The 12,655-nt window shown below is 66.1% G+C and carries 14 protein-coding genes; 9 read left to right on the top strand and 5 right to left on the bottom strand.

All coding sequences use genetic code 11. The annotated features are described in order from the left end of the window. Window positions 1-18: 18 nt before the first annotated feature. Window positions 19-393 carry a response regulator gene (locus ACQR1I_RS21700; RefSeq protein WP_434866571.1) on the bottom strand — a complete coding sequence of 125 codons (375 nt, stop codon included), beginning with the start codon at window positions 391-393 and terminating at the stop codon, window positions 19-21. Between the two features lie 167 nt (window positions 394-560). Between ACQR1I_RS21700 and ACQR1I_RS21695 the strand changes: the two genes are divergently transcribed. From ACQR1I_RS21695 to ACQR1I_RS21655, 9 genes are all read left to right on the top strand, one after another. Then, window positions 561-1,322: a Crp/Fnr family transcriptional regulator gene (locus tag ACQR1I_RS21695; protein ID WP_434866570.1), complete on the top strand. Its 762-nt coding sequence runs from the start codon at window positions 561-563 to the stop codon at window positions 1,320-1,322. A gap of 69 nt (window positions 1,323-1,391) precedes the next feature. Beyond that, window positions 1,392-2,111, top strand: coding sequence for a prolipoprotein diacylglyceryl transferase (locus ACQR1I_RS21690; RefSeq protein WP_434866569.1), 720 nt, complete (start codon window positions 1,392-1,394; stop codon window positions 2,109-2,111). After that, on the top strand, window positions 2,092-3,507 hold the full coding sequence (locus tag ACQR1I_RS21685) for a radical SAM protein (protein WP_434866568.1): 1,416 nt from the start codon (window positions 2,092-2,094) through the stop codon (window positions 3,505-3,507). The genes ACQR1I_RS21690 and ACQR1I_RS21685 overlap by 20 nt, the downstream gene beginning before the upstream one ends. Window positions 3,508-3,729: 222 nt before the next feature. Further along, a complete protein-coding gene (locus ACQR1I_RS21680; RefSeq protein WP_434866567.1) occupies window positions 3,730-3,987 on the top strand; it encodes a hypothetical protein in 258 nt (85 codons plus the stop codon). After that, entirely contained in the window at window positions 3,984-4,217 is a 234-nt protein-coding gene (locus tag ACQR1I_RS21675) for a hypothetical protein (RefSeq protein ID WP_434866566.1), read from the top strand. Before ACQR1I_RS21680 ends, ACQR1I_RS21675 begins: the two co-directional genes overlap by 4 nt. Continuing rightward, window positions 4,210-4,479, top strand: a complete 270-nt coding sequence (locus tag ACQR1I_RS21670) for a hypothetical protein (protein ID WP_434866565.1) — start codon at window positions 4,210-4,212, stop codon at window positions 4,477-4,479. Before ACQR1I_RS21675 ends, ACQR1I_RS21670 begins: the two co-directional genes overlap by 8 nt. Before the next feature lie 148 nt (window positions 4,480-4,627). Beyond that, window positions 4,628-5,269, top strand: a complete 642-nt coding sequence (locus ACQR1I_RS21665) for a hypothetical protein (protein ID WP_434866564.1) — start codon at window positions 4,628-4,630, stop codon at window positions 5,267-5,269. A gap of 224 nt (window positions 5,270-5,493) precedes the next feature. After that, a complete protein-coding gene (gene typA, locus ACQR1I_RS21660) occupies window positions 5,494-7,320 on the top strand; it encodes a translational GTPase TypA (RefSeq protein WP_434866563.1) in 1,827 nt (608 codons plus the stop codon). Window positions 7,321-7,484: 164 nt separating this feature from the next. After that, on the top strand, window positions 7,485-8,729 hold the full coding sequence (locus ACQR1I_RS21655; RefSeq protein WP_434866562.1) for a flavin monoamine oxidase family protein: 1,245 nt from the start codon (window positions 7,485-7,487) through the stop codon (window positions 8,727-8,729). 96 nt (window positions 8,730-8,825) lie between these two features. Here the strand turns inward: ACQR1I_RS21655 and ACQR1I_RS21650 are convergent, their stop codons facing one another. The 4 genes from ACQR1I_RS21650 to ACQR1I_RS21635 form a co-directional block, all read right to left on the bottom strand. After that, window positions 8,826-9,716 (bottom strand): LysR family transcriptional regulator, encoded by an 891-nt coding sequence (locus ACQR1I_RS21650; protein ID WP_434866561.1) that lies wholly within the window; start codon window positions 9,714-9,716, stop codon window positions 8,826-8,828. Window positions 9,717-9,724: 8 nt separating this feature from the next. Further along, complete coding sequence (locus ACQR1I_RS21645; protein WP_434866657.1) at window positions 9,725-10,699, bottom strand: YeiH family protein; 975 nt, start codon at window positions 10,697-10,699, stop codon at window positions 9,725-9,727. A 216-nt stretch (window positions 10,700-10,915) separates the two neighbouring features. After that, window positions 10,916-11,326: a thiol-disulfide oxidoreductase DCC family protein gene (locus ACQR1I_RS21640; RefSeq protein WP_434866560.1), complete on the bottom strand. Its 411-nt coding sequence runs from the start codon at window positions 11,324-11,326 to the stop codon at window positions 10,916-10,918. Further along, window positions 11,326-12,654, bottom strand: a complete 1,329-nt coding sequence (locus ACQR1I_RS21635) for an SDR family oxidoreductase (RefSeq protein ID WP_434866559.1) — start codon at window positions 12,652-12,654, stop codon at window positions 11,326-11,328. The genes ACQR1I_RS21640 and ACQR1I_RS21635 overlap by 1 nt, the downstream gene beginning before the upstream one ends. Between the last annotated feature and the right edge of the window lies 1 nt (window position 12,655).

Genomic DNA, 12,655 nt, shown 5'->3' with positions numbered 1-12,655 from the left:
CGGACGCGGCGGCGGAAACTACTCCCGCCGCCGCAGCACGGCCTCCAACGCATCTGTCGGACACGGCTTCGGCAGCCGCGGCCGGTCGGAGAAGGCGGGAGGCACGCGATCGGCGCCATAGCCGGTCGAGAATGCGAAGGGAATGCCGAGCACCATCAGCCGTTCGGCGATCGCGAAGCTCTGCTCGCGAACGAGACCGACGTCGAGCAGCGCGAATTGCGGGACGCGCTGCTCGATCATCGCGAGTGCGGCGGCGACGTTCGCTGCAACCCTCACGATGGCAATGCCGAAATCGGAGATGGTGTCTTCCAGACCGAGCGCGATGATCGGGTCGTCTTCGACGACCAGCACATCCTGATAGAACTCGGGCACGCCTGCTTGCGAGCTGGTCATGATCTGCGGGGTTCCAGGGTGAAGGACGGCCCCGCGGCCGGTGCCTCGTCTTAAGCGCACCGGCGGGTTCCTGGAACCGATCGCAGCATATCCGAGTTCCTGTGTCGGTGCACTTGTGAACACAAGGGGCACGGATCACGCACATGCGTACGGCGCGGGGAGCGACGATGCTGAACCAAGGTGTGACGACACTGACGCGGGAGCGGCCCTACAACAACCTGCTGCGGCGGTTGAGCCCGGCCGACTACGCGTTGATCGCGCCCTACCTCGTGGAGGACGCGGCTGCGCCCAACGAGCTGCTCTATCGCCCTGGCGATGACGTGCAGATCGTGCATTTCCCCTGCGGACCGGCGCTCACCTCCTATCTGGTGCCCAACGAGGACGGCCGCGACGTCGAAACCATCCTGGTCGGCCGCGAAGGGGCGGTCGGCGGCATCGTCAGCGAGGGCTTCCTGCCGGCCTATACGCGGATCGTCGTCAAGTTCGGCGGACCGTTTGCGCGCCTGCCATTGTCGCGGCTTGCCGCCGCCAAGCTGCAGTCGAAGACGCTGCGCAACGTGTTCGCGCGCTACGCCGACTGCATGCTGGCGCAGATGTTCCAGTCGACCGCCTGCAACGCCATCCATTCGATCGAGCAGCGCACGGCGAAATGGATCGTTGCGGCGATGGATCGTACCGACGGTGAACCGATCGTGCCGCTGACCCATGAGCAACTGGGCACGCTGCTGGGCGTCGGCCGCAGCTATGTGAGCCGGGTTGTCCAGACTTTCCGGACCGAAGGCATCCTCGACACGCGGCGCGGCGCCTTCATGGTGCGGGATTTCGAGGCGCTGAAGCGGCGCTCCTGCCTGTGCAACGAGGCGGTCAAGACCCACTTCGAGGAGGTCTTGCGCGGCGTCTATCCAACCGAGCAGGCCGCCGCCAGCTGAGCGCAGCGCGCCATTGCCTTTGCTGCGTGGAACTTGCCATAGTCCGGCTGCAACCGGACGATGGGAGTCATGGACGGGGCCGTTCTCCACGCGATCTTCGATGTTGCCGCCTGGCTGAGCGCCGCTGCCGCCGGCTGGTGGCTCACGCGTGTCGCCCATGTGAGCTTTCCCAAGCAGTCGACCGAATGGTCCTATGTCGCCGCGCTGGTGTTCGGCGCCGGTGTCGGCGCCTATCTGTTCGGCACGCTGAACCTGTGGCTCTCCGGGATGCCGGGACTGGCGCGTTCGGTCGAGGGGGCGCTCGCCGGCGGCATCGTCGCGGTCGAGCTGTACAAATGGCAGCACGGCATCGTCCTGCGCACCGGCGCGCGCTTCGCGCTGCCGCTCGCGATCGGCATCGCGGTCGGCCGCATCGGCTGCTACGCGGCTGGCCTCGACGATTTCACCTACGGCACGCCGACGGCGTTGCCGTGGGGACATGATTTCGGCGACGGGATCCTGCGCCATCCGGTCCAGCTCTATGAAAGCCTGGCGATGGCGGCATTCGCCGTGCTCTATGTCGTGGCGGTGCTCAGGGGCAACGCGGCCATCATCGCCAACGGCTTCTATCTCGCGCTGCTCGTCTACGGCGTGCAGCGCTTCGCCTGGGAATTTCTCAAGCCCTATGGGCCGGTGATCGGCCCGCTCACCCTGTTTCATCTGCTGTCGCTCGCCATTGCGGTCTACGCCGTGGTCATGCTGGCGACCGCGCCCGAACCGAAGGCCCTGCATGAACGCGCCACTGCGTAAATCGCGCTCCTATGTGTTCTGGGGGCAGACGCAATCCCTCTGCGAGACCTGTCTTGAGCTGGTGCCGACCAAGATCCAGATCGTCGACAACGAGGTCTGGTACGAGAAGCGCTGCAAGGAGCATGGCGTGCAGTCGACGCTGGTCTCGGACGACGCGGCGTATTGGCGGCGCTGCAAGTCGTTCATCAAGCCCGGCGACACGCCGCTGAGCTTCCAGCGCCGCACCGAATATGGCTGCCCCTATGATTGCGGCTTGTGCCCGGACCATGAGCAGCATTCCTGCCTGGCGCTGATCGAGATCACCGATCACTGCAACCTGACCTGCCCGGTGTGCTTCGCCGAGTCGTCGCCGCAGCGCGCGCATTTCACGCCGCTGGCCACGGTCGAGCGGATGCTGGACGCGCTGGTGAAAAGCGAAGGTGAGCCGGACCTGGTGCAGATCTCCGGCGGCGAGCCCACCTTGCATCCTGACTTCTTCGATATCCTCGCCGCGGTGCGCGCCCGCCCGATCCGCCACGTCATGATCAACACCAACGGCCTGCGCATCGCGCGCGAGCCGGAGTTCGTGACACGGCTCGCCGAAAACAAGCGCGGCCTCGAGGTCTATCTGCAGTTCGACTCGCTGTCGCGCGCCGGCCTCACCAACATTCGCGGCGCCGATTTGCGCCGCATCCGCCAGCAGGCCCTGGAAAATCTCGAGCGCGCCGGCATCTCGACGACGCTGGTCGCGACCATCAAGCGCGGCGTCAATGACGACGAGATCGGCGACATCGTCCGCCACGCGCTGCAGTGGTCCTGCGTGCGCGGCGTAACCCTGCAGCCGGTGCAGGATGCCGGCCGCAACGCTGATTTCAACAAGCAGACCGACCGCATCATGCTGTCGGAAATCCGCCGCCGCGTGATCGAGACCGGCGTGTTCGGCGACAACGATATGATCCCACTGCCGTGCAATCCCGAGAGCATCTCGATCGGCTACGGCCTGCGCAACGGCACCAATGTGCTGCCCCTGACCTCGATGGTGCCCGAGGCGGAACTGCTGTCGGTCATGCCGAACACGATCAGCCCGGAAAAATATCCGGTGCTGCGGGAAAAATTCGTCGAGCTGTTCTCGCTGTCATCGGGGCCGTTCAACACCGGCGAGCGCGTCGCCGAATTCCTCTGCTGCCTGCCGTCCGTGCAGGTGCCCGACAATCTCGGCTATGAGCACGTCTTCCGCGTCACCATCGTGCAGTTTCTCGACCGCTTCAATTTCTGCGTCGGCAACGTCAAGCGCTCCTGCATTCATTTCGTCACCGAGCGCGGCGAGATCATCCCGTTCGACACCTACAATCTGTTCTACCGCAACGGCGCCATCCACGGCATCCGCGCGCGGCTGGCGAAGGGCGCGGATGAGTGATCGGAGCGCCAACGGTCCCGCACCGCCGACGCCGCCAGAGCAACGCAACGGCTGCGGGATCGCGTTTTTGCTGATATTCGGATGGATCCTGTTTCTGCCGAGTGGATTGTGCGTCGTCACCGCTCCCGCGGGGGCTCCCTGGACCGGGCGGGCCTCGATCGTTGCCGCCATCGGCCTTGCGCTGGTCATCGCGGCGTTCGTTACGATGCGAAAACCAAAGTCATGAGTGAACGTCCCATCCTACCCCCCGAGCTTCCGCCACAGCGGCAACGGTCTGGCTGCCTGGCAGCGCTCGGGCTCTTTGGTGGCCTGATCCTTCTTTTTCCCGCCGCGTGCGTCCTCGTCGTCTTCCCCGGTCAGATCACCCGTAGCGACCTGGTCGATCCGATCGGGCTGCTGTTCATCGGCGCGGCCATTGTCGGAGTCTTGTTGATCGTTCGCGCAGTGCGGCGCTGGCGTGTTGAGCGGAACGACCCGTGACACCGTCGCAGCCGTCTGCCGTTTGGGGCTTCTTCAGGATTTTGCTGTCGATCCTGATGTTGCTAATCGGGCTGGCGCTGCTCGCGCCGGGCTTGCTATGCTTGGTGACAGGGGAGCGTGTACCGAGTTCGGCGACTCCCATCTATGGCGTTCTATTCTTTGCAGCCCTGATCGGCCTGCTCATCGTCTTTGTTGCCATTCGCCTGATGATGCCGCGCCGCCATGGATGATGACCCGTTCAAGCGCCGTCCACCGCTGTCGCCCTTCCTGGAGGAGGTGCGTCGCGTCCACGAGCCGGCAGGCCTCGTAGCGACGGTCGGAGCGATCCTGGGCGGCCTCGCCCTGATGTTTCCGTTCGGCTGCACCATGGCCTTCATGCGCCGCGAGTGGAACGAGTTCGGCGGCTTGTTCGGCCCCGGAGCGATCCTGGCCGGGATGGCCATTGCGGGACTCGTGATCGTCGTGCTGGCGGTGCGCCGCCGCTGGGGCTGAGGCCGTTCGCATGACGTCACCCGAACGTCCCGGGTCGGACGCAAACCGCCCCATTCCGCCGCTGCCGAAGGAGCGTTGGAAGGGCCCGCCGGGCGGCGTTCCGGATGAGCCGGGGCCGACGCGCAATGGCAGCCACACTCTGCTGATCATGGTCGGCAGCCTCGGGCTGATCGCATGGGGACTCTACGCAGCGATCTATTTCGTCTTCTACGTGCGCTGGAACATGGGCGGGTACTTCGGCTTCTTCCTCGATGGGCTGGCCGCTTCGATCATCGGGGCCGGCCTGATTCTTTATGCGCACCATCGCTTGCGCGCCGCTGCGCCAAACCGTCCGGAGCCAGGAACGGCAGCTGCGAGCGGCTGCCTGCCGAGCTTCATGCTGCTCGCCGGATTCGTTCTGCTGCTGCCGGGTGCCTATTCGACGTTTTTCGGATTGGGCGCCCTCGGCGAAATCACGCATATCGGTGACCCGAGTTCGCTGCTGGCAGGATTCGCCCTGGGAGGTTTTGGTGTTGCCGCGCTGTGGTGGGTCCGCGCGAGGCCAGACGGTCTTGCCGGCCTGCTCATGGCGAGCGGGATCGTGCTGCTGATCCCCGGCCTGTTTCTGGTCGTCTACGGCTTCAGCCGGCTGTATTGGATCAACGACATGCCGTCGGTGCTGCTTCCGATCGGGTTGCCAGCCGGGGCGATCGGGATTCTCTGTTTTCGTGCGGCCCGGCAGCGTTGGCTGGCTGAAGCGTCCACGGATCCGGCGAATGGCCCGCCGCCCGGAGCCGCTCCTCATTCCTGAAAGCAGTCATTGTTTTTTGGCATTTTTTGCATATATTGCGCCGCAACGCGTGAGGTCTGCCCGGTCGAATGGCCGGGTTTCCTATTTGGGGCTGCCGGCCCCGGCCGCCGAACCGAGTTTCGCGAGCGCGCGTCGCAAAGCTAAAAGCTTGATTCGACTATCATAAAGCGCGCGCCCCGCCGGGGACAGAGCACGAGCTCCAGAAAGCTTAGAAGACACCGACCATGAATCTTCGCAACATCGCCATCATCGCCCACGTCGACCACGGCAAGACCACCCTGGTCGACCGCCTCCTGCAGCAGTCAGGTACCTTCCGCGAGAACCAGAAGGTCGCCGAGCGCGCCATGGACTCGAACGACCTGGAGCGCGAGCGCGGCATCACCATCCTGGCCAAGGCCGCCTCGGTGCAGTGGAAGGACACCCGCATCAACATCGTCGACACCCCCGGCCACGCCGATTTCGGCGGCGAGGTCGAGCGCATCCTGAATATGGTGGATGGCGCGCTGGTGCTGGTCGACGCCGCCGAGGGCCCGCTGCCGCAGACCAAGTTCGTGGTCTCCAAGGCGCTCAAGGTCGGCCTCAAGCCGATCGTCGTCATCAACAAGGTCGACCGCCCGGACGCCCGTCCGACCGAGGTCATCAACGAGGTGTTCGATCTGTTCGCGGCGCTCGACGCCTCCGAGGAGCAGCTCGACTTCCCGATCCTGTACGGCTCGGCCAAGCAGGGCTGGATGGCCGACAAGCCGGAAGGTCCGCAGGACCGCGGCATGGAGCCGCTGTTCGAACTGGTGCTGCGCCACGTGCCGCCGCCGCGCACCGAGGAGGGGCCGTTCCGCATGATCGGCACTATCATCGAGGCCAACCCCTATCTTGGCCGCATCATCACCGGCCGCATCTCGTCCGGCACCCTGAAGCCGAACCAGCAGATCAAGGTGCTGGCCGCCGACGGCAAGATGATCGAGCAGGGCCGCATCACCAAGATCCTGGCGTTCCGCGGCCTCGAGCGCACGCCGCTCGATGACGCCGAGGCGGGCGACATCGTCGCCATCGCCGGCATGACCAAGGGCACCGTCGCCGACACCTTCTGCGATCCCAGCGTCGACATCCCGCTGCCGGCGCAGCCGATCGATCCGCCGACCGTGTCGATGTCGTTCATCGTCAACAACTCGCCGCTGGCGGGCACGGAGGGTGACAAGGTCACCAGCCGCATGATCCGCGACCGCCTGCTGCGCGAGGCCGAGGGCAACGTCGCGCTGCGCGTCCGCGAGGCCGACGACAAGGACTCGATGGACGTGGCGGGCCGCGGCGAATTGCAACTCGCGATCCTGATCGAGACCATGCGCCGCGAAGGCTTCGAGCTGTCGGTGTCGCGTCCGCGCGTCGTGTTCCAGAAGGACCCGGCGACCGGCCAGACCCTGGAGCCGATCGAGGAGGTCGTGATCGACGTCGACGAGGAGCATTCCGGCGTCGTCGTGCAGAAGATGAGCGAGCGCCGCGCCGAGCTGATCGAAATGAAGCCGTCCGGCGGTCACCGTCTGCGCCTGGTGTTCTACGCGCCGACCCGCGGCCTGATCGGCTATCAGGGCGAGCTGCTGACGGATACCCGCGGCACCGCGATCATGAACCGCCTGTTCCACAACTATGCGCCCTACAAGGGCGAGATCCAGGGCCGCCGCAACGGCGTGCTAATCTCGAACGACCAGGGCGAGGCGGTGGCCTATGCGATGTTCAAGCTGGAGGACCGCGGCCCGATGATGATCGAGCCGGGCTGGAAGGTCTATCGCGGCATGATCGTCGGCGAGCACACCCGCGACAATGATCTCGAGATCAACGTCCTCAAGGGCAAGCAGCTGACCAACATCCGCACCACGTCGAAGGACGAAGCGGTCAGGCTGACGCCCCCGATCAAGATGACGCTCGAAAAGGCGCTCGCCTATATCGAGGACGACGAGCTGGTCGAAGTCACGCCGAAGTCGATCCGTCTGCGCAAGAAGCACCTGGATCCGAACGAGCGCAAGCGCGCGGAGAAGGCCAAGGAAGCGGTGGCGTAATCAATTCCTGGCTCTCGACGACGTCATGGCCGGGCTTGTCCCGGCCATCCACGTTTTAGATGCTTGCAAGGACGAGCTTGGATGCCCGGGCCCTCGCCGCCGAAGTGGCTACGGCCCGCGCGGGCGGGTCAAGCTCGGCCATGACGACGGAGCTGGATGAGCCGATGTCTTTCCCATCCTCCATCGACATCGCCATCATCGGCGCCGGCGCAGCCGGCCTGGGCGCCGCGCATGCGTTGCGCGACAAGGGCGTCTCCTTCATCGTGCTCGAAGCACGAGACCGCATCGGCGGCCGGGCCCACACCGTCATGGCCTCGCCCGACGTGACGTTCGATCTCGGCTGCGGCTGGCTGCATTCCGCCGACCGCAACTCCTTCGTCGCCATCGCCGAGCAACTCTCCTTCTCCATCGACAAATCCCGCCCGCCGTGGCGCGACCAGGCCTACGAAGCCGCATTCCCCCGCGCAGAGCGCGAGGATTTTCTGCGCGCGCTGGAGGCCTTCTTCACGCGCACCGCCGAGGCTGCCGCGAGCGGCCGCGACGCGCCGGCCAGCATCTGCCTCGAGCCCGGCAATCGCTGGAACGGCATGATCGATGCGATCTGCACCTATCTCAACGGCTGCGAGCTCGACCAGATGTCGCTGCTCGATTTCGAGGCCTATGAGGACACCGAGCTGAACTGGCGCGTGCGCCATGGCTACGGCGCGCTGGTCGCTCGCTTCGGCGCCGGCCTGCCGGTCGCGCTGAACTGCAATGTCACGCTGATCGATCACAGCGACAAGCGCGTCCGGCTGACGACGTCACGGGGCACGCTAACAGCCGACAAGGTCATCGTCACCGTGTCGACCAACCTCATCGCCGACGAAGCGCTCCGCTTCACGCCGGCGTTGCCGGCGAAAGTCGAAGCAGCCAGCGGCCTGCCGCTCGGCCTCGACAACAAGGTCACGCTGGCGCTCGACGGCTGGGAGCACCTGCCGCAGGATTCCGGGATGCGCGGCCGCAGCCACACCGCGCGCGTCGGCAGCTTCCAGCTGCGCCCGTTCGGCCAGCCCTGCATCGAAGGGTTTTATGGCGGCAGCTTCGCGCGCGAGATCGAGGCTGCGGGGGAGGGCGCTTTGGCGGCGCAGGCGATCGACGACGTCGTGGCGCTGCTCGGCAGTGACATCCGCAAGAGCTTGCGGTCGCTCGCCGAGTCCCGCTGGAGCGCCGATCCCTTCGCCCGCGGCGCCTATTCGCACGCGCTGCCGGGCCACGCCGGCAAGCGCGCCGTGCTCGCCGCGCCGGTCGACGACCGCCTGTTCTTCGCCGGCGAGGCCACGCCGTCGGACTTCTTCTCGACCGCCCATGGCGCCCGCGACTCGGGTGAGCGGGCGGCAAAGGGAGCGCTGGCTGCGTTGGGCAAGCACTAGCCGTCCGCCGTCATTGCGAGCGCAGCGAAGCCATCCAGGGGCCACGCCGGTGGTGAGAATCCTGGATCGCTTCGCTGCGCTCGCGATGACGGTGCCTCAAACAGCGACCGCCTCCCTCACGACCCGCAAGAACTCCCGTGCCGCCTGGGTCTGGTGATGCTCGCGGTGCCGCAGGCTGTAGAAGTGGCGCTTGGGCAGATCGATCGGGGCGATCGCAAGCAGCCCTGCCTTGACCCCGCGCATCACCACCAGCCGCGACAACACCGTGACTCCGGCGCCGGCTTCGACTGCGCCGCGCACGGCCTCGTTGGAGGGCAGGTCAAACGCCACATCGAGTTCTGATTGTATGATCCCGAACCGGCCAAGCGCCGCTTCCAGGGCCGCAAGCGTACCGGAACCCTGCTCGCGCAGCACCCAGCGCGCCGCCTTGAGATCGCCTGATGTCACCGACGACGCCCGACACAGCGGATGATCGATCGGCCCGACCAGCACCATCTCGTCCTCGGCAATCGGCTCTGCCGCCAACACGGGATCGTTGACATCCCCCTCAACGAAGCCGAGATCGGCAGAGCCCTCCCGCACCCGGTCTGCCACCTGCTCGGTGTTGCCGATCGAGAGCTGCAGTTTGATCGCCGGATGCGCGGTGTTGAAACGGTGAATGAAGGCCGGCAGCCAATAGCCGGCGATGGTCTGGCTCGCCGCCAGCGCGAGCTGCCCGCGCTTCAGCCCGGCGAGATCGTCGAGCACGGTCTCGGCTGTGGCGGCGCGCGCGAGCACCGCTTTGGCTTCCGTCAGAAACGCCTTGCCGGCTGCCGTGAGCACGATGCGGCGGCCGACCCGATCGAACAGCTTTGTCTGGTAGCGCGCTTCGAGCGCGGCGACGGCCGCCGACGTCGCCGATTGGGTCAGATTGAGCTCGCGCGCCGCCTGGGTGACGTGCTCGCGCGTCGCGACCGCAACGAAGATCCGGAGCTGCTCGAGCGTCACATGGTCTCCTAGCTCGTCAGTTTTACCAGCGCCAGGCTGAAGCCCGCAATGAACAGGAAGGCCGCGAAGCCGAGCGCCAGCGGCCGCAGGCCTTTGGCTTTGAGCTTGGCAAAATCCGTCTCCAGCCCCATCGCGGCGAGCGCCATCGACAGCAGGAAGGTGGTCGTTGTCACGATGATCATCTTGGCCTCGGGCGGCACGGTGATGACGCTGTTGACGCCGACCAGTGCGATGAAGCCGAACACGAACCAGGGCAGCGGCGGCTGCGCGCTGGCGTGGCCATGACCGCCACGGCGCGCCCGGCGCGTCGCCAGCACGCCTAGCGTCAGCACCACCGGGGCCAACAGCATCACGCGCGCGAGCTTGGCAATCGTGCCGAACTCACCGGCCTGCTGCCCCTCCTGAAACGCGGCCGCGACGACTTGGGCGATCTCATGGATCGAGGCCCCGCTCCACAGGCCAAAGGCATGTGCGTCGAGATGCAGCAATGCCGGGAGCAGGGGATACACGATCATCGCGATCGAGCCGAACACGGTGACGCAGGCGACCGCATAGGCGACATCCTCGTCGGGTGCGCGCGTGACGGTATTGGTTGCGATGACGGCGGAGGCGCCGCAGATCGAGGTGCCCGCGGCGATCAACTCCGCCAGTTTGCGGTCGACGCCGAGCAGCCGGCCGATTCCTACCGTGAACAGGAAGGTGCCGGCCAGGCTCAGCGCGATCACCAAGAGCCCGCGGCCGCCGACTTCGACCACCTGGGCCGCGGTCAGCTGCAGGCCGAGCAGGATGATCGCGAGCCGCAGCACGCGGCGCATCGAGAATGCGACACCCGGCTTCATCAGCGCCGGCGTGCCGACGATGTTGTGCAGCGCCATGCCTGTCACGATCGAAAGGATCATCGGGCTGAACATCCCGAGCCCCGGCAGCAGACGCAGCCCGAAGGCGCCTGCCGCGATCGCAGCCGACAGCGCGACGCCGGGCAGCAGCGGCGAGATGCGTGCCGGTGAGAGGCGGATAGCTCGATGTCGAGCGACGTTGGGCGCATCGGCGGTCAGATCGTGTGACGGGGCAGCCATGGAAAACTCTCCCAAACCGGCGGTTTGGAAGAGAATTTCATGCTCAAATCAATCGATCCAACAAATTATAGCGGATATATCGTTCGTTTCAATCGATCAATGGTGCTGGTTTGCCCGACGTCTCTATTGCTCCAGCACCCGCTTCCGCAGCTCCGCGTCCGGCACGAAGCAGGAGTCGAACTTGCCGAAGATGCGATAGCGGTTGCGGGCGACGACGCTGTAGACGGCGTCGCGCAGCGGCTTCGGCACGGCGAACAACGCGCGCGTCCAGCCCCAGCCCGACAGGTTCGACAGCACGGTGAGTGCCGCATCGGATTTCAGATGGGCCTTGCCGCCATGGATCACGGCATTGGTGTCGGGCTCATCAGGATCGATGCCGAACGCCCGAGCTAGACGCGTTCCGTAGGGCGACTGGATCGGTGTGAAGCGAAAACGTCCGGCGGTGTCACGCGCGATGACGAACTGCACCCAGCGCGAGCAGAACACGCAGACGCCGTCATAGAGGATCACGTCGTCATCGGGCCATTGGCTCATCATCGATTGTCCATCATCAGCAGTCCCACGAGCATCAGCACGATCGCAGGCCCCGTCTTCACCAGGGCGCCGAGCGGCTCGAGCCAGAGATCGGGCGTGAGCACGGCACATCCAAGCATGTAGCCGAGCGAGACGAAGATGCCGGCAGCGAGGCCGAAAGCCGCCGTTTTGCGGAATGCGATCAACAGGCCGACCGAGATGTCCATCATGCTGGTGATCGCCGCGAACGGGATCGCAAAACTCTCGGACCAGCCGCGCGTGGTGAGGATCGCGGTGGTGGCTGGAAACGAGATGAACAGCGCGATGCTGCCGGAGGCGATCCAGAACAGCACCAGGCTCGCGATGATCAGCGCCTTCATCAGGAACAGCCGCGCAAACCATTTGTCCTGGATGGTCGCGCCATGGGCGCCGACGGCGTCGGTCAGGCCTGTCGGCGCGATGCTGGTCGCCGCGAGCCACGGCGCGGGCTCGCCGCGCACGCCGCGGCGAAGCTCGGCGATCGCAGTGGTACGCATCGGCGGCATCCAGCCGAGACGGCTGCAGAGGTCACCGGCGATCGCGCCGAGATTGATCAGCACGGCCGGCATCGTCGCGCCGCGCCAATTCTCGGTGCCGAAGCTGCGGCGGAAAGCGCCGATGACATCGCCGAGCGTGACCGGCTCCGGCTGCATCAGGTCCCAACTGATCGCGCGTGTCGCCGCCTCGTCGATCGGCCGCAAGGCGAGCCAGGCGATCGTGGCTGCGATGTCTGCGACCGCCACCGGCTGGAACGGCGTCGCGGCGTCCTTCGCCGGCAGATCGATCGGAAACGCTGCGAGCGCGCGCACCATCGCGCTGCCGCCATAGGCCGATGGCGCGATCACGAAGCCCGGGCGCAGGATCGCATGCGGAATGTTCGAGGCGGCGATCAGCCGCTCCGCTTCGCGCTTGGTAGTAGCGAAGGCGGTGTGATCCTCGTCGGCCGTGCCGGGAATCGAAATCTGGATCAGACGCACGCTGCGGCCGCAGGCAGCGATCGCGTCGAGCAGGCGCGCGACGAACTGATGGTGCACGGCGTTGGTGTCGCTGCCCGGTCCGTCCTGCAGCACGCCGAGGCAATTGACGACGACGTCGGTCTCATGCGCGCGCATCAACGCCGCCAGCGCGGGCGCGTCCAGGGCCATGATCGGCAGCTCGATATCGAGTGACGACACGCGCTGCGAGGCCGACAGCGCGCGCGCGATTCCGATCGCCGTCAGGCCACGCCGGCGCAGATCGTCGGTCACGAAGCGGCCGATCAGCCCGGACGCGCCAAGCACGAGAACGCGCGGGGTGGTGGAAGGCATCATG

The sequence above is a fragment of the Bradyrhizobium sp. HKCCYLS2038 genome, assembly GCF_051167655.1.
GTDB lineage: Bacteria > Pseudomonadota > Alphaproteobacteria > Rhizobiales > Xanthobacteraceae > Bradyrhizobium.
The sequence above is the reverse complement of the archived record's forward strand: the minus strand, read 5'-3'. Positions and strand labels throughout refer to the sequence as shown.